The organism is Zoogloea sp. (genome assembly GCF_044344315.1).
GTDB lineage: Bacteria > Pseudomonadota > Gammaproteobacteria > Burkholderiales > Rhodocyclaceae > Zoogloea.
Genome location: NZ_JBIJDC010000018.1, coordinates 20091 through 39720, shown reverse-complemented (window position 1 = coordinate 39720; position 19630 = coordinate 20091). Strand labels below are relative to the sequence as shown.

The following is a 19630-nucleotide window of genomic DNA, read 5'->3' as shown; positions in this document are numbered from 1 at the left end:
TGGCAATCACGCCGGCCCGGTTGATAAACACACAGTTCAGGAGAGCACCATGCTGAAGAAGATCATCGCCCTTGCCATCGCCGCCGGTTTCGCTTCCGCTTCCTTCGCCCAGGCGCCGTCTGCCGGCCCTGCAGGGGCCCCGGCTGCCGCTGCTGTGGAGAAGAAGGTGGAAGCAGCCAAGGCTGCCGAGCCGGTGAAGGCTGAAGTGGCCAAGGTCGAGAAGGGCGCCGCCGCCAAGGCCGACAAGGCCAAGGCGCATGCCAAGGCACACGCGAAGCCCGCCGCCGTACCTGCCGCCGCTGCGCCTGCCGCTGCCGCACCGGTGGCTGCACCCGCCGCCAAGTAAGCGCTTTTCAGCTTCCCCGAGGGGGCGTGTTCCGGAAGTCCGGGGCACGCCCCCTCGGTCGTTTACCGCACTCTTCCATGATTCAGATCAAGATCCAGCAGGCGGGAAAGGCGTCAAATCGGTCCGCACTTTAGACTTATTCTAAAAAATATACCCCCAGAGATCCGGTTTCAGCGTTTTGACATCAGTTCTTTCTGGAGGATGAAAACATGAAGATCAGCCACCTTGCCCTTGCCACTGCCGTTGTTTGCGGCAGCTTCACCCCCCTTGCCTGGGCAGCCAAGCCCGCCAGTGAGCCGGTGGGCCCCATCCAGCCGGCCAAGGTCAGCAACCCCAAGCTGGTCGAGTTGGGCAAGAAGCTCTACTTCGATCCGCGCCTGTCCAAGTCGGGTTTCATCTCCTGCAACTCGTGCCACAACCTGTCCATGGGCGGCACCGACAACCTCAAGACCTCCATCGGCCACAACTGGCAGAAGGGCCCCATCAACGCCCCGACGGTGCTCAACTCCAGCCTCGCCCTGGCCCAGTTCTGGGATGGACGGGCCAAGGATCTGAAGGCCCAGGCCGGTGGCCCCATCGCCAACCCGGGTGAGATGGCCTTCACCCACGAGCTCGCTGTGGATGTGCTCAAGTCCATTCCCCAGTACGTGGCCGAGTTCAAGGCGGTGTTCGGGTCGGAGACGGTGGACATCAGCAAGGTCACCGATGCCATCGCCGCCTTCGAGGAAACCCTGGTCACGCCCAATTCCCGCTTCGACAAGTGGCTGAAGGGTGACCGGAAGGCCCTCAACGAGAAGGAACTGGCCGGCTATGCCCTGTTCAAGAACAGTGGCTGCGTGGCCTGTCACAACGGCCCGGCCGTCGGTGGCACGTCCTTCCAGAAGATGGGCGTGGTGGAGCCGTACAAGGCCAGCAGCCCGGCCGAGGGCCGTTCGGCGGTGACCGGCAAGGACGCCGACCGCTTCAACTTCAAGGTCCCGACCCTGCGCAACGTCGAACTCACCTATCCGTACTTCCACGACGGCGAGGCAGCCACCCTGGAGCAGGCCGTGGACACCATGGGCCGTCTGCAGCTCGGCAAACAGTTCACCACCGAAGAGAACGCCAAGATCGTAGCCTTCCTGAAAACCCTGACCGGTGATCAGCCCAGCTTCCGGATGCCGATTCTGCCGCCTTCGACCAACGCCACGCCGCGTCCGAAGCCCTTCGAGTAAGCCCCGTCAGCGGGGCAGTCCGGCATGGACGGCCCCGCCTGCGTGGACGTACGGCGCCCTGACTCGATAAGATCCGGATCACCTCCTCCCGCCAGGGAGACAGAATTCGAACAGTACGGACGCCCCGACGGAGACCCCACCATGGAAAACATGAGCATCAGGCAGGCCACCGAGCTGCTGCGCGAGGCCGGCATTCCGGTCACCCTGCAGCGTGTCGAGATCGCCCGCAGCATGTTGTCCGCCCCGGTCCACCTGTCGGCCGATCAGGTCTTCAGCCGTGTCCGCGAGAGCGTTCCGGCGACTTCCCGGGCCACGGTGTACAACACCCTTAAACTGTTCAGAGAGAAGAACTTGGTACGAGAGCTCATCGTGGACCCGGAGCGGGTTGTGTATGACTCCAACACCGCACCCCACTACCACCTGTATGACGCCGCAAGCGGCCGGCTCGTCGATGTTTCCGCGGATGAGCTGAAGGTGGTCGGCATGCCCGCCCTTCCCCCCGGGATGGAGCTCGAGGAGGTGGATGTGATCATCCGCGTGCGCAGCCGCCCGTGAGCGGCGCGGCCTGCCCTGCGCAGACACCCGCCATTTACATTTTGAGAATTATTCTCGTTTACAAAATGGATTCATGGGATTAAATTGAGAACCGTTCTCATCAATCCCAATCGGGTGACTCCATGGATCCTGTCAACGGACTGCCTTCCGCCCTTGCCCCCGTCCCGGCCAGCCTGTGGGCCGGGGCACTCAGCGAACTCCTCAATCACGGTGAAACCGGTTGTCGCCAGTCGGCGCGCCGGGCCGTCGACCTCCTGACGCGCCTGGCCGACTGCCCGGCCGTCGATCGTGACGTTCGTGAGCTGTGTGAGCGGGCCTGCGAACGGCTCGTGCAACCCCTGCCGGAGCGCCGTCATGTGCCTGGCCTCTGATCCGAAAGGCGGAGATCTGCAGTCCCTGCTGCGTGCCGAGTATGCCAGCGCCCTGGTTGCCATCGACCTGCCCAAGCCCGGCACCATACCCATGCTCCGCCGCGCCCGGCTGTGGGATCTGGACGACAAGCTGCATTGCCCGATCATCGGAACCTGCGTTTCCATCGAGGAGCTGCAGCGTTTTGCGCGGCGCTTCCAGTTTGCCAGCCCGTCCGATGATGACTTCACGGTGCATGTGGAGGCCGTGGGTCTGGCGCGCAGTCGTAACCCGGTGTCCGAAGCCTTGCAGCGTCACCTGGAGAAGAAATTCCATCTGGCCGTGGAGCGCTTCGGCAAGCTCAAGAGCGATGCCGAAGTCCGCCAACAGTGGATCGAATGCTGTAATCGGGGCGAGGTGGCCGGCCCCCTATGGGCGGTGTGCACCCATCGGGCCGTGTCCGCCGAAACCCGTCAGCGCGCGTACACCGACATCCACATGCTGTCCCACCAGGTGGGAGCCGGGCAGGCCGCCGACGCCCGACGCCTGGCTCATCTTGCTGCCGAGAACACTGAGCTGAAACACAGCCACGCGCGGGAAGTGGCCGCGCTGCGTCGGCAGCTTGCCGAAGCGACAGCCGGGCTTGCCGAGCGGGATGGGGCCGTCGAGCAGGCGGCGCTGTACCAAAAGCGTCTGCAGCGCTTCGAGTCCGGTCAGGCCTACGTCGAGATGGGCCAGCGTCTGCTGGCCCTGCAGGCATCCCACGAGGCTCTGCTAGGCAGCGCCCGGCAGGTGCAGGAGCTGGAGCGGCAGCTCAAGGAGAGCCGTGAGGAATCACGCCGGCTGGTGGCGGCGCGGGATACGGCGGTGGCCGAACGGGAAGCCCTTGAGCACTTGCTGCAGGCCCTGGATTCACCTGCCTGCGACAAGGCCGGCAGCGATGATTGCGCTGGCTGCAGCGAAGCCCTGACGGCGCGTTGTGTGCTCTACGTGGGCGGGCGTTCGTCCCTTCTGGCCCAGTACCGCCAGCTTGCCGACCGTCTGGGCATCACCCTGATCCACCACGACGGCGGACAGGAGGAGTCCCTGTCGCGCCTGCCCGAGCTGATCCGCGGTGCCGACGCGGTGGTATGCCCCACCGATCGCATCAGCCATAACGCCTATTACCACGTGAAAGCCCACTGCAAGCGGGTCGGCAAGCCCTGCCTGTTCTACCGCGGAGGCGGCGTTTCCGGCTTTGCCGTGGCCATGGCCCGGGTCAGCCGGGGGGAGTTCAGCGTGGCCGGAACCGAGGCGGGCTGAGCGTTGCTCAGTGGGGCTGGAAGCGGCCGGCCCGGGCCAGCGGTACGAAGCTCAGTATCTGCGCACCGAGCAGGATCAGGAAGGCTACCCGCAGGGCGTCCACGCCCCCCATGCCCCCTGCCCGCAAGCCGTCCAGCAGTCCGCCCAACCCCCACTGAACAACAAAGGCGCCGATGAAGGCCATCAGATTGATGCTGGTGGTCACCCGGCCGGTGAGGTGCAGGGGAAACAGGCCAGCCACCACCCCGTACATCTGGGCGCCGGTTGCCGACACGATGCCGAGCAGACACCACAGAATCAGCGTCGACCCTGCTTCGGCAATGATCAGGCCTTCCACCACCATGGTCAGGAACAGCCCCACCTGCATCAGGCGCAGGGGCGTGATGCCCCGCGCCGCCAGCCGGGTCGCCCAGGCACCGATGGAGAGCTGACCGGCGAGCATGCCGATGTTGAGCCAGAACAGGTGGTCGGCGGCCACGCTGCGGCTGTAGCCATTGACCTCCATCAGCCAGGGCACAGCCCACAAGCCCTGCAGGGCCATGAAGCCCCCGGTGAAGAAGGCCGACTGGCCCGAGAAACTCCAGAAACGCCCCGCCGATAACACCTCGGTGACGCCGCGCAGGGCGCTCTGCAGGTCCACGTTATGGGTGCCCTCGTCCTTTTCCGGCATGGCAAAGTAGATCAGGGCGGCAATGCCCGCGGCCAGTGCGGCCACCACCCAGAAAGCCCCACGCCAGCCCAGGAAGGGCAGCGCGGCTTCGAGGGGCGCCGATGCAGTGACGGCACCGAGAGCGCCGCAAGACATGATGTAACCGGTCATCGAGGCCAGCTTTTCCCGCGGGAACCACAAGGTGAAGCCCTTCAGCCCGGCCATCAGGCAGGCCGCCACGCCCAACCCGATCAGGCCGCGGGCGCTGGCCAGGGTGGGCAGGCTGTCACCGGTGGCAAAGAGCACCCCGCCGAGGGCCGTGATCAGCAGCAGGGCCGCCTCCACTCGACGCGGGCCGTAACGGTCCAGGGCGATGCCCACCGGGATCTGGGCCAGACCGAAGGCGAAAAAATAGGTGCTGGTGAGCAGGCCCAGGTCAGCGGCGGTCAGGCCCAACTCCTGGGTCAGATCCGGTGAGATCACGGCGTTGACCGTACGCAGCAGGTAAGACAGGTAGTAGCCCAGGGCGAAGGGCAGGAAGATCCGGCTGACCAGAAAGAGCGAGGAGGGAGCGGGGCGGGCGGGCATGGGAAGAGCGGAACGATTGGGCGAGCCCGGAGCTTACCGGGCCCGATGGGCTTCGTGTCGGAAGATCAGGGAAAGCCCCAAGGCGTTCTTGATGACTGCCCTCAGCACCCTGGAGCGCCTTGACAGGGCTTGCTCCAAGCGTGAGGAACGCGTCCGGCGCAGCGGCGTCCTTCATCGATTTGCTGTGCATAATTTAACTAAAGTTTGCACAGTGGTCGTCGTTACCAGCCTACGACATCATCGGAATGTAGCCATGTCCCTGCCCGCCACGATCCTGCTTGTTGATGACAGCCGTGCTTCGCGAATGTTGTGCGCTTCGGTCATGCGCAGCATGCGCCCCGATCTGCAGCTGATTGAAGCCGGTGACGGTGCCGCCGCTCTCGCCCTGCTGGAGGGAGTCCGTCCTGACCTGGCCGTGCTTGACATGAACATGCCCGGCATCTCCGGTCTCGAACTGGCCGAGAAGCTCCGTGGCAGCCATCCGGACATGAAGCTGGCGCTACTCACCGCCAACGCCCAGGACGCCATCCAGCGTCGGGCTGCCGACCTGGGCGTGCGCTTCTTCCGCAAGCCCATAGGTGAGGCTGTGATCGCCGACATCCTCGCGCTACTGGGGTAGAGCATGCGTACATTCTCGGAACTCGAGATGGACGCTCTGACCGAGGCCTTCAACCTGTCCCTGGGTGAGGCCGCGAACACCTTTTCGGCTATTGTCAGGGAAGAGATCGAGCTGTCGGTGCCCACCATCGAAATCGTCTCCCGGGAGGAACTGACCCTCCGCCTGGAGAGCACCCAGCCCGGCGGCGCCTCTGAGCGGCTATGCCGCATCAATCAGCACTTCGATGCCACAAGCGGCTTCCAGACCGACGCCCTGCTGCTCTTTCCTGAACATGGCAGCCTCGAGATCGTGCGCCGCATGCTTGGTGACGACACCTCCATCGAACACATCACCGAGCTCGAGCAGGACGCCCTGGCCGAGATCGGCAACATCATCATCAACAGTTGCATGAGCAGCCTTGCCAACCTGTTCGGCACCGAGATGAGTGGCTCCCTGCCCCGGGTCCAGTCGCGTACCGCCCGCACCCTGCTCGATGACAAGGCCGCCACCGACGTGATCCTGGTGGCGCGCATTGGCATGACCATGGCGGCCCACAACCTGTCCGGTTTCGTGCTGTTCATCATGGATGTGCCCTCCATCGAGCACTTCATGGACCAGGTGAGCCGCCTTTTCCGTCTTCCCCACCACGGCGAAAGTCAGCCTTCCTGATGGATTGCTGCCAACTCCTCCCCGACAGCGTCGACATGGGGCTCATCCTGGTCAACGGGGAGGGCCGCATAATGCTGTGGAATCGCTGGATCGAAGAACGGGCCGGGCTGGCGGCCAGCCAGGTGACTGGCGTCACCCTGGCGGAAGCCTTCGGCCCCCACGTGGATCCGCGGGTTGCGCTGGTTGTGCGGGAAGCCCTTGATTTTGGCTGGTCGGCGCGTCTGTCCCATGCCCTGCACCCCATGCCTCTGCCCCTCTACCCGCCCGGCGGGGGCCGCAGCGAACGCATGAAGCAGTCCATCGACGTCACCCCGGTGGTCAGCGAAGGCCGCTATCACTGCCTGCTGCAGGTGCGCGACGTGACCGAGACGGTGCGCCGTGAAGCGCTGCTCAAGCAGCAGTCCCGCCAGCTGCGCCTCGACCTGCAACGCCTGTCCCGTGCCCAGGTGGAGCTCCAGCGCAGCGAGATGCGCTTCCGCGAGCTGGCCCGTCAGGCGCCGGCGGGGCTCTTCGAGGCCGACGCCCAGGCCTGCTGCACCTTCCTCAACGAACGTTGCGAGCAGATCCTCGGACATGATCTGGAGCAAGTGGCCGGTACGCCATGGATCAACCTCCTGCCCGTGGGCGAGCAGGCCCGGGTGCGGGCCATCTGGTGTCTGGCGGCCGAATCGGCCACCCGCTTTGCGGAGGAGTTCCGCTACATCCGCCCTGACGGGGAAAGCCGCTGGATGCGCGCCGAGGCCGGCCCCCAACGCGACGAGCATGGGCGCATCAGCGGTTTCATCGGCACCATGCTGGATGTCACCGAGTTTCACGAGCGGGCCATCCGCAACGAGTTCCGGGCCAACCACGATGGCCTCACCTCGCTGCTCAACCGGGACCGCTTCGAACGTCACTTGCGCGCGGCTATCTCTGGTGCCCGCGAGGTTGCCGACCGGCTGGCCCTGCTGTTCATTGATCTGGACGACTTCAAGGGCATCAACGACACCCATGGCCACCATGCCGGTGACACCGTGCTCAAGACCATCGCCGCCCGGGTGCGCCGGGTGTTGCGCAGCGAAGACATGGTGGCCCGCTACGGTGGTGATGAGTTTGCCGTGCTGCTCACCGGCACCGACGACAGTGCCACCCTGGAGGCCATTATTTTCAAGATTCACCAGGCCGTCGGCCTGCCCATCAACCTGGGTCATTGCCACGTGCGGGTCGGATGTTCCATCGGGGTCTCCGTCTATCCCGATCATGGCAGTGACCCGCTGAGCCTCCTGACCCACGCCGACAAGGCCATGTATGCGGCCAAGCGGGCTCGCTCCGGTCACGGCACGACCCCGGCTTGAAGCACCTGCCGCCTGCGGCAGGTGCTGTTCCTTCACCCTCAGGCGTCCGTCAGACTCAGGCCACTGCCGGGCTTGGGGGCAGGGCGCAGGCCGCCCTGTACTCGGTGGCGAGACGCTCGCACAGCTCGCGTACGGGCGGGACATCGTGAATGGTGGCCACCCCGTGGCCGGCGCTCCACACATCACGCCATGCCTTGGCTTCGTCGGCCAGGGCCTTGAGCTTGCCCTTCCCGACCCCCTGCACCAACTCCTCGCGCTGATGGCCGAGCTTCTCCAGGCTCGGCCACAGGAAGTTGGCATTGGTGCCCGACACCGCGTCGGTATAGACGATATCCGCCGCCCCGGAATCCACCAGCATCTGCTTGTAGGCATCCTGGGCGTTCGATTCGCGGGTGGCGATGAAGCGCGTGCCCATGTAGGCCAGATCGGCGCCGAGCACTTCGGCGGCGCGCACCGCGTAGCCATCGGAGATCGCCCCGCCGAGGATCAGGGCGCCGTCCCAGAATTCGCGGATCTCACGAATCAGGCTGAAGGCACTCTGGGTGCCTGCGTGGCCGCCGGCGCCACCGGCCACGGCGATGATCCCGTCCACCCCGGCTGCTGCGGCCTTGCGGGCGTGGTAAGCGTGGATGACATCCGAAAACACCAGTCCGCCGTAGGCATGGACGGCTTTCACCACATCGCCCGGATGGCCCAGGCTGGTGATCACGAAGGGTACTCGGTGGCGGCAGATCAGTTCCAGGTCCGGCCCCACACGGGCGTTGGAGGCGTGCAGGATCAGATTGATGCCGTAAGGCGCTATGGGCGGGGCGGGGGCCGCAGCCTTTGCCTCGGCCAGCCCTGCGTTGATGCTGCCCAGCCAGGCATCAAGCTGGGCCGGGGTGCGTGCGTTGAGGGCCGGAAAGGTGCCGGCGACGCCGGCCTTGCAGGTTTCGGTGACCAGCTCGGGGCCGGACACCAGGAACATCGGCGCGGCGATGGCGGGAAGGCGCATCGCGCCGCGGAAGGCGTGCGGAAGGGTCATGCTGCTGTCTCCTGGATTGTTTTTTTGTGGGTGCTGCGGACTTGAATCTAGCACGTCACAGGGGAGACAGCAGTGGGGGTCTTACTCCGGAGCGGCCTCTTCCACGGCCTTTTCGGCAGTCGGTGCAGCCTTCTTCGCCGTCTTGGTCACGGCTTGGGTGGTGCGCTTGGGAATGGCCTTGGGCGGGTTGCGTGCGCTGGCCTGACCGGCGCTGAGCAAGGAGGAGGGCAGACTGGCGCCTGGTTCCAGGTGCCAGTCGGGCCCGCTCAGGGTTCCCTTGACGCGAACCGGCAGGGTCACGCCGCGCAGGCTGGCCAAGGGGCCGCTGTCCGGCCCCACCGGTACGACCACGAGGGTCACGCGGGAGAGGTAGTCGATGTGCTTCCGCGACAGATCGATCTCGCCGGCCCCGCCAACGTGCAGCATGCCGCTCTTGGCTTGCAGGTCGGTGTTGCGGGCAATGCCGCCAGCAATCTGGAAGCTGGCCGTGAGTTCGCCCACCGGGGTCGATTCCCGCTCCCGGTGGGGGCGCTTGGCGCCCTGCCGGGTGCTCAGCAGACCGCGCCATTCCTTCATGGCCTGACCCATGTCGATACCCGGCACACTGCCGTTGCGAACCCGCAGGCGGGCCAGGCCCTGCAGCTCGCTCAGCAGCGTACTGCGGCTTGCGGCATTGCTGCTGACGTCGACAAAAAAGTTGATGGTCCCGCCGAGCTTCTGTTTGGCGCCCAGATCCTTGAGCAGGGGGCTTAGTTCGGCACTCTGCAGGTAGCCCCGATAACTCGCCCGGCCATCGTTGGCGGCCACATTGAGGCTACCTTCCAGGCTCCCACCGTAAAGGGAGAGCGTATGGCCGGTCGACTGCAGCCGGCCACCGTGCAGGCTGATCGGCAGCTTGACCTGTTCCAGCTTGAGGCCCGCCACCCGTAGCTGGCCGAAGCGGATCACGCCATCCAGATCCAGTCCGTTGAGGGCCGACAGATCAAAGCGATCATCGGCAGCCTTGTCCGGGCCTGAAGTGCGCGTGGATTTGCCAGCCAGATAGCTGTCCATGTCCAGGCGATTCACATCGACATCGAAGCCGAGGGCCGGGGCGTCGAGCCTGGGCAGGGTCCAACTGCCCTTGAACTGGCTTTCCTCGGAGCGCAGCGTGAAGTGGCCCGAAGCGTTGCCGCGCGTGACGTCGATGCGGGCATCGGTCTCGGTGGCGAACTTGAGGGCGTTCAGGCCAGCCCTGGCTGGGGTAAAGGTGAGCTCGCCGGTGAGGGCGGCCAGGTCGAGCTGGCGGGTGGTGCCTTGCCAACGGCCCGGGCCGGTCAGGTTGCCGGTGAGGCGGCCGCTGGCGATACGCAGGTCGAGCTCGGTATTCAGCTTGCTGGCCTGGAGGCCTTTGTCGCTCATCTGCAGATCGGCCAGGCGCACGCGCACGCTGCCGCCGCGCTGCTTGCCATCCAGGCGCAGGCTGGTGTCGACGCTGTCGGCTTCCGGGCCCCGCGAGCCGAGCTTGAGGCGTGGTGCGCTGGCCTTGAATTCGAAGGGCTCGCCAGCAGCCTTGCCACGCACTTGCAGGCTGCCACCCTGGAGAACGGAAGGGCTGCCGTCAGCCCATTCCATTTCGGCTAAGGACAGTTCAGCGTCGAGGCCCTGCCAGCCGGAGAAATCGCCTTGGGCGGTCAGGCGCAGCTGGCGCAGGCGCGGCAGGCTGTCGCTCGTATCCATGCGGTAGGCGCTCTCCAGCTCGATGCGCACATCGGTGGCGGGTTCGGCTCGGGTGAGCCGGGTCGTGGCCTGCAGCCGGCCGTCGGCGTTCCGACCAATGCGTCCGGTCTCGATGTCGAGCCCGGAGAGCGCAAGTTGGCGGCCACTTTGTTCGTCGGTCCAGGTGAGGGCTCCGCGGCGAACCGTCAAGCCACCCATGTCCAGTTCGAAGGGCGTACTGCCATTGGCAGGAGGGGCGTCGTTGCCTGGATCGAGGAGATCGTCGGCGTTGAGCTTGCCGGCCTTGTCACGCAGCAGGGCCATGCGCAGTCCATCAACCTCAAGCCGCTCGACCACTACACGGCGGGTCAGCAGGGGCAGCAGGCTGACGCTGATGGTGGCCTGCTCGATGCCGATGAACTCACTGCCGCCGCTGCGTCCGGACAGTGTGGTGGCCGGCAGGTGCAACCGCAGTCTGGGAAACATGCTCAGTTCCACCGGCCCGTCGATACGCAGGATGCGTTGGTAGCGCTGTTTGGTGAAGTGGGTTAGCTCGGCGGCCAGACGCACGCCGTCGAAGGTGGCATACAGGTAGAGGGCGCCGGCAGCGACGACCGTACTCAGCCCACCCAGGGCGAAGGCCAGGTACTTGAGGTATTTGAAGCGCATGTCAGGCAAATTCATGACCGATGCCCCGATCTTACCCCAGGGCGCTCAGGCACCGGCCGGTAGCGCCGCCTGGCTGCGCAGGGGCAGGCGCAGTTCGAAGGTGCTGCCTTCGCCTACCTTGCTTTCCACGGTCACGCTGCCGCCGTGACGTTCGGCCACTGTCTTGACAATCACCAGGCCAAGCCCGACGCCCGAAGGCTTGTCGCGCCCTTCGTCGATGATGCGGCTGAAGCGCCTGAAGAGGCGTGGCAGGGCCTCTGCGGGGATACCTGCGCCCTGGTCACTGACCCGGATGATCCAGTCGGTGCCCTGGGCTTGCAGGCTTACCGCCACCCGGCTGTCAGCGTCACCGTACTTGATGGCGTTGGTGAGCAGGTTGATCACGGCCCGCCGGAGCAGGGAGAAGTCGCCACGCACGACGGCTTCTTCCTTCTCCGCATCGCGGGTGTCCACCTCGATGCGAATGCCCCGGGCGTGGGCTTGGGGCCACACTTCGTCGGCGGCGGAGTCCACCAGGCCTGCCAGGTCGAGCTCAACAAAGTCCTTGGGATCGGAGCCTTCGGCCCGCACCAGCCTGAACAAGCCGTCAGCCAGATCGAGGGCCGAACGCGCATAGCGGCCGATACGCGGGATCTGCCGTGCTTGCAGGAGGGGGTCGTCCTTGTAGCCGTCGATGAGGGTCAGGATGGAAGCGAGCGGCGCGCGCAGGTCGTGGGACAGGAAATGCATGGTGTCCTCGCGGCTACGCTGGGCCTCGTGCATGGCGGTGACGTCGGCGAGGCCGATGACGCGTCCGGGCCGGCTGCTGGATTCGGAGAACAGGTCGGCCACCGACACCAGCAGGTAGCGCTTTTTGTCCGGGGTGAGTTCGAACTGGCGGGTGCCGGAATAGCCGCTCAGGTCGGGCAGACCGTCGCGCATGGGCAGGTAGCTTGGCCAAGGCAGGGCGCGCAGTGCATTCAGCAGGGCGTCGCTGCGGAAGGCGCGGAGGAGGTGACGGGCGCGCTCGTTGTGGAGGATGACCCGGTCCATCTGGTCGATCACCACCACGCCGATGGGCAGGTGCTCAAGGGTGTCGGCAATGAAGCGGCGTACATCGCGCTGGTGCTGGGCAGCCTGGCGCACGATGCGGATGCGCTGTTCGAGGGGGTCGGCGGCACCCCGTCCGGCGTCACCGCTGGGGAGGCCCAGCGGTGTACCTTCACGTTCCAGGGCGATCAGCTCGGCGTCGAGGTAGCGCTGGGCGGACTCCAGGCGGCGCCAGCTCCACAGGGGGTAGGCCAGCAGGCAGCCGAGGACGGCCGGTGCCGGGCCGAACCACCAACCACCCAGATGCAGGCCCAGGCCAGCCAGCAGTACGGCAGAGGCGCCGAGGAGGAAGGAGGCCATCAGCCCCGTACGGGCTTCGGCGTATAGCAGGATCAGCATCAGAACGACGACCATCACCGTCGCCACGGCCGCGGAGACCCATGGTGACAGGGGCATGACGGCCGAGCCCCGGCGCAGGGCGTCGAACACATTGGCCTGTACCTCGACCCCGGACATGGGCCGGGACAAACCCGAGGTGGGTGTGGGCACTGCGTCACCCATTCCGGCGGCCGTCGCCCCCACCAGCAGGATCTTGCCGCGCAGGGTCTCGGCCGGCACCTCGCCGCTCAACACGTCCTTGTAGGAATAGTGAGTGTAGGTGCCGGGCGGGCCGGAGAAGGGCATGCGCAACCAGTCGGCGCGCTGCCATTGCTGATGGTCCCGTCCTTCACCGATGGGAGGGGGCGGAAAACGGCCTGCGGCATCCTGATCGATCAGGCGCAGCAAGGCCAGCGCCAGCTGTGGATGGCGGGCGGCGCCGAAGCCTTCCCACAGGTACACGCTGCGGGCGATGCCGTCCGGATCGAACTCCACCTGGCTGTGGCCGATTGCGGCGGCGGCGTCGGCGAAAGCGCCAAGAGGTTGAACCTCGCCGGATAGGATGGCGCCAGTGGTGGCCTGGGCGAGGGGTAGGACGACGCGTCCGTGATCCCGGATGGCTCGGGCCAGCGCCGCATCGGCGCCGGGGTCGTCCGCGCTGGAGGTTTCCAGCAGCAGGTCGAGAACGACGGCCCGGGCCCCGGCTTCACGCGCCACGTCGATGAGGGCCGCGTGTACCCGCCGTGACCAGGGCCAGCGTCCGATGCTGGAGAGGCTCGCATCGTCGATGGAAATGATCACCACATCATCGCTGGCCGGGCGCGTCCAGGTGGACAGCACGCCATCGTAGAGGGTTTGGTCGATTCTCCACAGCCAGCCCTCAACCGCAGCCACCAGAGTCAGCAGCACGCACATGAGCGTAACGGCGAACCACTCGAGGGTGGGTCGGCGCAGGGTTGCTGCGGAGTGGCTCACGGACTCTTTGCTGCAGGGGCGGAGAGGGACCACGCGGGCAGCAGGAACAGGGACTGGAGGTGCTGGGTGCCAGACCAGGGCGTGCTGCCGCCGTCCGGATCGGTGGCGCGGATGCGCAGCCGGTAGCGTCCCGGAGCGGGCGCTGTGATGGTCAGGGCCGTTTCGCCGATGCGCTGATCGACGAGCAGATCCTGGAAGGCCTCATCCCGGGCCAGCTGGACGTCGTAGATCTGACCCGGCTGGCCGGCCCAGGCGAAACGCAGCCGATCGTTGTAGCGGGCCACGGTGGCCGGGCCGGGGGCAGGGCGGATGTCCAGCGTACCGGTATCGCTCCATGGGCCGCGCTTGCCGCTGGCATGCAGGCTGGCGATCCGCCAGGCGTACCGCCCGGAGGCCAGGGCCGGCTCACTGCGCAGCCCGTCGATGTCCTGCTCGACAAGGAGCCGGGCAAAGCTGGCATCCTGGCCGATCTGCAGCCGGAAGCGGGCCGCCTCGGGGTTCGGCGTCCAGGCGAGCACGCCTGGCGGGGCTTCGACCGCCCGGGGAGGCTCCGGCCGGGCGCGCAATTCAATGGCACGGGTGGCGTCATAGCCTTCCAGGCCTTCAGCATCGATGGCGCGAACGCGCAGCCGGTAGCTGCCGTCGGGCAGGGTGCTGAAGCGAGCCTTCGGCGTGCTGAAGATTTCGCTGGCGACCACATCATTGAACTGTTCGTCCCGGGCGATCTGGGCCCGGTAGGACGCGGCCTTGTCCACCGGCGGGAAGGAAATGTGCATGTCGACCCGCTCGAACACGGCCGGTACGCCGTCGAGGGACGGAGCGGCCAGTAGCGCCCGGGGGGCGGGAATGGGCTGGTCCGCCCTGGCGACCACGCCGAAGCCCGCGGGCAGGGCGGTGGCCTGCGGGGCAGAGGCCCTGTTCATGCCAACTTCTCCGGCGGTGACCTCGGCCTGAGCGGCGCCGGAGGCCGTGTCCGAGCCCACCCTGAAAGCGGTCCCGCGCACACTGAGGGCCGCGGTCGGTGTGCGGATCTGGTAACGGGCCGCGGGGCCGCGCTGGGGAGAAACGGTGGTCTCGACACGCCCCTGTTCAAGGAAAATCCGGGTGCTCTGGCCGGGTAGCCCATGGAAGCCCTGGATTTTTTCGAGGCGGGCTTGGCTGCCCGGCTGTACCGTGAGGCGCGATTCGTCGGGCATCGACAAGGTGATGAAGCCTCCGGCCCCGGTGCGCAGAATGGAGCCTGCCGGCACCTTGGCATCCAGGGTGAGGGGTTGCCCATCCATGGTGACGTCGCCACTGACGGCCACAACCCGGGCTGTACGCGGCTCTACCCGCAGCCAATTCTCGGGGATGCGCAGGGGTGTGCCCACGGGGATGCGCATCGGGTTGCCGATGCGGTTGAGGGCCTTCACGCCCTTCCAGCCGAAAGGTGCTGCCAAGTATTGCCGCTCCAGCCCGATCAGTGTGTCGCCGGCACGGGTGGTGTAGATGACTTCCAGATCGGCAGACAATACTGTGGAACAGGCCGCCAAGCCTAAGGCAGCAGCCAGGAGACGAACGGATTGACGGGCCACGGAAGAGATCTTTCAGTCGAATTTGGAGGACTATAGTAGTTCCCGGCCTCACTCAGGGTGCAAAACTTCGCAAAATGGGCTTGAAGTAGTTCCGAGCATGCCAATTACGCCCTGATGAGGGGCTGTCGGGGCCCTATCATTGCTTCCAGGGCGCCTCGACCCTTCCCAGTCCGGCGTGTTGTCACATCACTTCTCTCTCTTTTACTACTCTCTCAAAGGAAAACCCATGAGCTTTGTTCAGGAATTCAAGGAATTTGCCATGAAGGGCAATGTCGTCGACCTGGCGGTCGGCGTCATCATCGGCGGTGCCTTCCAGAAAATCGTCGACTCCCTCGTTAAGGACATGTTGATGCCCATCATCGGCAAACTCCTGGGCGGTGTCGATTTCAAGCACCTCTACCTCAATCTCGGGGACAAGACCTTCGAGACCATGGAAGCCGCTGAAAAGGCTGGCGCCCCTTTGTTCAAGTACGGTGTCTTCGTCAACTCGATCATTGACTTTACCATCGTCGCGCTGGCCATCTTCGTGGCCATCAAGGCCATGAACAAGCTCAAGCGTGACGAGCCGGCACCGGCGCCCGAAGCGCCCCCGGCAGAACCGGAAGATGTGAAGCTGCTGCGGGAAATCCGCGACGCGCTGAAAAAGTAAGCGCGCAGGGCAGGGGGCCCGGCCCGGGACCCCTGATGACATCAGGCCGGCGACATGGCGGCCTCGCCGAGGGTCGGCGATTCGGACGGGTCGATCTTCTCCAGCCGGTAGCCGAAGTTGTAGGTCGGCGTCAGCCGGAACCCATTTTCAGGCCGCAGGTTGAGCTTGCTGCGCACGCGGCTGATGTGGGTATCCACGGTGCGCGTGGCCAGATCGGGGTTGCGCCCCCAGACCGCTTCCAGCAGATGCCCCCGGGACAGCAGGCGACCCAGGTTGCGGAACAGGAAGGCAGCGAGCTCGAACTCCTTGTCGGTCATCTCCACTGCCACGCCGTCGACGGTCAGGGCCTTCTTGACCAGATCGAAGTGGTAAGGCGCCACCGTGAGGGTCTGGTTGGTGTTGCGCGGCTGGGCCCGACGCAGCACAGCCTCGATGCGCGACAGCAGCTCGATGCGCCGGGGCGGTTTGATCAGGTAGTCGTCAGCGCCGGCGCTGAAGGCATTGGCGATGTCCTCTTCCGCGTCGCGGGAGGTGATGAAGATCGCCGGGGTGTCGTTGCCCCGTTCCACCCTCAACCACCGCAGAACCTGCTCACCGGTCAGATCGGGCAGCACCCAGTCCACCAGGAACAGGTCGAAACTTTCGCGGCTGGCAACCCGCATCAATTCGCGGGCCAGTCCAAAGCCATGCACATCGTGCCCGGCTTCCCGCAGCCAGCCCGTCAGGACTTCCATCTGGGCCGGATCGTCTTCGAGAATAGCGAATCGCACGCTGGTTTACCTTTATCGAGAAATTGAAGCACACCACTTAAGACTACGCGCCGGCCGCGCCGGCAGAAATGCCCCTGGGCCTCTCTACGCGTAATCACCCACATACGGATTGCTTTCCCGCTCATCGCCGAAAGTCGACATCGGCCCATGACCGGGAATGAAACTCACATCCTTGCCCAGCGGCCACAGCTTCTGCCGGATCGAATTGATCAGGTCCTTGTGGTTGCCCCGCGGGAAGTCCGTGCGGCCGATGGAACCGGCAAAAAGCACGTCACCGACCACCGCCAGCCGTGCAGCTTCGCTGAAGAACACCACATGACCGGGGGTGTGCCCGGGGCAATGAATGACTGACAGGGTTTCTTCCCCAACGTGGACGGTATCGCCGTCCACCAGCCAACGCCCGGGTGTGAACGCCTCCACGTGGGGAAAGCCGAACATCTTGCTCTGCTTGGGCAGATCGTTGATCCAGAACGCGTCTTCCTTCTCAGGCCCCTCGATGGGAACATCCAGCTGACGGGCAAGCCCGGCCGTGCCGCCGGCATGGTCGATGTGACCATGGGTCAGCAGGATGAGCTCGATGCTGACGCCAAGGGTTTCGGCTGCCTTGAGGATGCGTTCGGGGTTGCCCCCCGGGTCCACGACGGCGGCCTTGCGGCTCTGGTCGCACCACAGTATTGAGCAGTTCTGCTCAAAAGGCGTGACGGGAACGATCTGGTATCTGAGCATGGTTCGTACATGCCTGCCAAAGGGCAGGGTCGTTAAGAAGACTAATTACGCCTGGGCCGCACAATTTTCAAGACCGGCCTAACAGGTCTCGGCATGGGCCAAAGTTTATCACGCTCAAATTGGGGGCCCCTAAACCCTATCGCCCCCCCGGCCTTTGTAAGCCCTGCCGACACGCTTGTTTTCACAGTGGATTCGTCGGGATTTATCCAAACGTCAAAAAGCAATGCCAGGAAGGAGCGCGGGCATCCGGAATGTGTCGCGGAGATTCTTGTCCCTGTTGGTCTTGGGGGTATTGCTGCCGGTAAAGGAAACGTCGCCCGACGAATATTTCCGATACCGCCTGGTGGCGGTTGCCGCACCCGACTTCAGCGCGGGAAGGGGCGGGGTTCGGTGAGGGCGATGTAGCGGCTGCGATCCTGCTCGTAACGGCTGCGGATGGCTTCGATGTCCCGCCGCTTGGCTTCGATGATCGAGCTCTGGGCCGCCAGCTCGCTGTCGGACTCACGCAGGGCGGCCGCCAGGTTGGGGGGCATGGGGCGCTTCTGGAAGAACTCTGCCTCGCGCAGAAGACCTGAACGCTTCTTCATGAGCTGGGCCTGGCGTGCCTCTGCCTGCCTCAGTTCCAACTCGACGGACTCGACAGCCCTATCGCGGCGGGTGTCGATGTCAGCCACGCTGGAATAGGTTTCGAGCAGCGACTGATTACGCCGCATCTCCGCTCGCTGGCGGGCTACCTCGGCCCTGCGGGCGCGCTCCTCGGCTTCGCGTTTGGCGAGTTGCTCGGGGCTCAAGGGCGCCTCGACGGTGCGTCGCACCGTACCCTGGGGGCTCATTTCCCTGTAGCTCTTGCCGAAGCATTGGGGCGGCAACACGTCGCCACACACCTGGTGTCCGTTGTCCGTGCAGCAATAGACAGTGCCCCTCGGCACCGTCTGGGCGTGGGTGGGGGGCAGAGCCACCAGCATTGAGACAAGGACCAGGCGCCGCATGGGTTTATGCGTCTCCGCTCACACCGTAGGTATCCCGGTAGCGCTGGACGGCATCGAGGTTGGCATTCAGGGCCGGGCTGTCGGCCAGATAGCCGATCAGATCCTTGAGGCTGGCTACCGCCAGTACGGGAATGCCGTAGGCCTCACGCACTTCCTGAACGGCAGACAGGCTGCCGGTGCCGCGCTCCATGCGGTCGAGGGCAATGACCACGGCCGACGGCGTGGCACCGTGGGCACGGATGATCTCGACCGATTCACGTACCGACGTACCGGCGGAAATCACATCATCCAGAATGGCCACGCGGCCCTGCAGCGGCGCACCGACCAGGGTGCCACCCTCGCCGTGATCCTTGGCTTCCTTGCGGTTGAAGCAGAAGGGCAGGTTGTGGCCGTGCTCGGCCAGGCGCATGGCCGTGCCAGCCACCAGGGGGATGCCCTTGTAGGCCGGCCCGAAGAGCATGTCGCAAGGGAGGCTGGCGGAAAGCAGGGTGCGGGCATAGAAATCACAGAGCCTGCCGAAGGAGGCTCCGTCATTGAAAAGGCCTGCATTGAAGAAGTAGGGGGAAAGGCGACCGGCCTTGGTCACAAACTCCCCGAACCTCAAAACGCCCTTGTCGCACGAGAGTGCGATGAAATCACGGCTAAAATCCACGATGCTCCCAGCTAAAAAATCAGACCATGTCTCTAAAAATGTTACGCGTCGTTTCCGCCAACCTCAACGGCATCCGCTCGGCAAACGTGAAGGGTTTCCTCAACTGGCTCCATAAACAGGACGCCGACGTGGTGTGCGTCCAGGAGCTGAAGGCCCAGGTTGCCGACCTTTCGCCGGAGATGCGCGAAACCGGCATATATACCGGATACTTCCACTGCGCGGTGAAGAAGGGTTACAGCGGGGTTGCAATCTACACCCGCCGGGCCCCCGATTGTGTCATCGAAGGCCTGGGCAACGAGGAGTTCGATGCCGAGGGCCGCTACCTCCAGCTCGACTTCGGTGCCCTCTCCGTCGTGTCCCTTTATCTGCCGTCCGGCTCAAGCTCGGAGGAACGCCAGGCGGCAAAGTTCCGTTTCATGGATCTGTTCCTGCCCCATATGGCTGCCCTGCGCGCCAGCGGACGCGAGGTGATCGTGTGCGGCGACTGGAACATCGCCCACCAGGCCATCGACCTCAAGAACTGGCGCTCCAACCAGAAGAACTCCGGTTTCCTGCCCGAAGAGCGTGCCTGGTTCGGCCGCCTGCTGGCCGAGCAGGGCTGGGTGGATACCTACCGCAGCCTGCATCCCGACGCCACCGATGCCTGCTACACGTGGTGGTCGAACCGCGGCCAGGCCTGGGCCAAAAACGTGGGCTGGCGTCTGGACTACCAGCTCGCCACCCCCGGTATCGGTGCGCTGGCCCGCAGCGCCTCGGTGTACAAGGACGAACGCTTCAGCGATCACGCCCCCCTCACCGTCGACTACGAGCATCCCTTTGACGCCTGATCTGCGCCGCCGCCGTGCGGCACGTTGTCGCGCCTGTTCCCCATGCCCAGCCAGCCGGATGCCCACC

General features: G+C 65.3%; 19 protein-coding genes. 10 read left to right on the top strand and 9 right to left on the bottom strand.

Translation table 11 applies throughout. The features are described from left to right. Positions 1-49: 49 nt before the first annotated feature. The 5 genes from ACIQ09_RS06040 to ACIQ09_RS06020 all read left to right on the top strand — a co-directional run bounded on the left by ACIQ09_RS06040 (position 50) and on the right by ACIQ09_RS06020 (position 3765). On the top strand, positions 50-346 hold the full coding sequence (locus ACIQ09_RS06040) for an amine oxidase (protein WP_398307227.1): 297 nt from the start codon (positions 50-52) through the stop codon (positions 344-346). Between the two features lie 209 nt (positions 347-555). Further along, the gene (locus ACIQ09_RS06035) at positions 556-1560 is read left to right on the top strand and encodes a cytochrome-c peroxidase (protein WP_398307225.1); all 1005 of its coding nucleotides are present in this window, start codon (positions 556-558) and stop codon (positions 1558-1560) included. A gap of 141 nt (positions 1561-1701) precedes the next feature. Continuing rightward, positions 1702-2115, top strand: coding sequence for a Fur family transcriptional regulator (locus tag ACIQ09_RS06030; protein ID WP_398307223.1), 414 nt, complete (start codon positions 1702-1704; stop codon positions 2113-2115). Positions 2116-2237: 122 nt separating this feature from the next. Continuing rightward, positions 2238-2486, top strand: coding sequence for a hypothetical protein (locus ACIQ09_RS06025; protein WP_398307221.1), 249 nt, complete (start codon positions 2238-2240; stop codon positions 2484-2486). Beyond that, complete coding sequence (locus tag ACIQ09_RS06020; protein WP_398307219.1) at positions 2470-3765, top strand: DUF2325 domain-containing protein; 1296 nt, start codon at positions 2470-2472, stop codon at positions 3763-3765. The genes ACIQ09_RS06025 and ACIQ09_RS06020 overlap by 17 nt, the downstream gene beginning before the upstream one ends. Before the next feature lie 7 nt (positions 3766-3772). On the opposite strand, the gene ACIQ09_RS06015 is transcribed toward ACIQ09_RS06020, so the two are convergent. Continuing rightward, positions 3773-5002, bottom strand: a complete 1230-nt coding sequence (locus tag ACIQ09_RS06015; protein ID WP_398307217.1) for an MFS transporter — start codon at positions 5000-5002, stop codon at positions 3773-3775. A gap of 253 nt (positions 5003-5255) precedes the next feature. Between ACIQ09_RS06015 and ACIQ09_RS06010 the strand changes: the two genes are divergently transcribed. The 3 genes from ACIQ09_RS06010 to ACIQ09_RS06000 are packed head-to-tail and all read left to right on the top strand — an operon-like array spanning position 5256 to position 7603. Next, positions 5256-5621: a response regulator gene (locus ACIQ09_RS06010; RefSeq protein WP_398307215.1), complete on the top strand. Its 366-nt coding sequence runs from the start codon at positions 5256-5258 to the stop codon at positions 5619-5621. A 3-nt stretch (positions 5622-5624) separates the two neighbouring features. Beyond that, entirely contained in the window at positions 5625-6269 is a 645-nt protein-coding gene (locus tag ACIQ09_RS06005) for a chemotaxis protein CheC (RefSeq protein ID WP_398307213.1), read from the top strand. Next, entirely contained in the window at positions 6269-7603 is a 1335-nt protein-coding gene (locus ACIQ09_RS06000; RefSeq protein WP_398307211.1) for a diguanylate cyclase domain-containing protein, read from the top strand. The genes ACIQ09_RS06005 and ACIQ09_RS06000 overlap by 1 nt, the downstream gene beginning before the upstream one ends. Before the next feature lie 55 nt (positions 7604-7658). Here ACIQ09_RS06000 and ACIQ09_RS05995 read toward each other — a convergent pair whose 3' ends face one another. The 4 genes from ACIQ09_RS05995 to ACIQ09_RS05980 form a co-directional block, all read right to left on the bottom strand. Continuing rightward, on the bottom strand, positions 7659-8627 hold the full coding sequence (locus ACIQ09_RS05995; RefSeq protein ID WP_398307209.1) for an NAD(P)H-dependent flavin oxidoreductase: 969 nt from the start codon (positions 8625-8627) through the stop codon (positions 7659-7661). Between the two features lie 81 nt (positions 8628-8708). Further along, positions 8709-11009 carry an AsmA family protein gene (locus ACIQ09_RS05990; protein ID WP_398307207.1) on the bottom strand — a complete coding sequence of 767 codons (2301 nt, stop codon included), beginning with the start codon at positions 11007-11009 and terminating at the stop codon, positions 8709-8711. Positions 11010-11039: 30 nt separating this feature from the next. Continuing rightward, positions 11040-13376 carry a CHASE2 domain-containing protein gene (locus ACIQ09_RS05985; protein WP_398307205.1) on the bottom strand — a complete coding sequence of 779 codons (2337 nt, stop codon included), beginning with the start codon at positions 13374-13376 and terminating at the stop codon, positions 11040-11042. Beyond that, on the bottom strand, positions 13373-14887 hold the full coding sequence (locus ACIQ09_RS05980) for a FecR domain-containing protein (RefSeq protein ID WP_398307203.1): 1515 nt from the start codon (positions 14885-14887) through the stop codon (positions 13373-13375). Before ACIQ09_RS05980 ends, ACIQ09_RS05985 begins: the two co-directional genes overlap by 4 nt. 289 nt (positions 14888-15176) lie before the next feature. Between ACIQ09_RS05980 and mscL the strand changes: the two genes are divergently transcribed. Next, the gene (gene mscL, locus ACIQ09_RS05975) at positions 15177-15599 is read left to right on the top strand and encodes a large conductance mechanosensitive channel protein MscL (RefSeq protein ID WP_398307201.1); all 423 of its coding nucleotides are present in this window, start codon (positions 15177-15179) and stop codon (positions 15597-15599) included. 41 nt (positions 15600-15640) lie between these two features. Here mscL and ACIQ09_RS05970 read toward each other — a convergent pair whose 3' ends face one another. The 4 genes from ACIQ09_RS05970 to pyrE all read right to left on the bottom strand — a co-directional run bounded on the left by ACIQ09_RS05970 (position 15641) and on the right by pyrE (position 18739). Further along, on the bottom strand, positions 15641-16369 hold the full coding sequence (locus ACIQ09_RS05970) for a response regulator transcription factor (RefSeq protein ID WP_398307200.1): 729 nt from the start codon (positions 16367-16369) through the stop codon (positions 15641-15643). Positions 16370-16453: 84 nt separating this feature from the next. Further along, the gene (locus ACIQ09_RS05965; RefSeq protein ID WP_398307198.1) at positions 16454-17095 is read right to left on the bottom strand and encodes an MBL fold metallo-hydrolase; all 642 of its coding nucleotides are present in this window, start codon (positions 17093-17095) and stop codon (positions 16454-16456) included. A 365-nt stretch (positions 17096-17460) separates the two neighbouring features. Continuing rightward, entirely contained in the window at positions 17461-18084 is a 624-nt protein-coding gene (locus ACIQ09_RS05960; RefSeq protein ID WP_398307196.1) for a hypothetical protein, read from the bottom strand. 4 nt (positions 18085-18088) lie between these two features. Continuing rightward, positions 18089-18739: an orotate phosphoribosyltransferase gene (gene pyrE / locus ACIQ09_RS05955; protein ID WP_398307257.1), complete on the bottom strand. Its 651-nt coding sequence runs from the start codon at positions 18737-18739 to the stop codon at positions 18089-18091. Positions 18740-18774: 35 nt separating this feature from the next. On the opposite strand from pyrE, the gene ACIQ09_RS05950 reads away from it, so the two are divergent. Beyond that, a complete protein-coding gene (locus tag ACIQ09_RS05950; protein ID WP_398307194.1) occupies positions 18775-19563 on the top strand; it encodes an exodeoxyribonuclease III in 789 nt (262 codons plus the stop codon). Positions 19564-19630 lie beyond the last annotated feature (67 nt).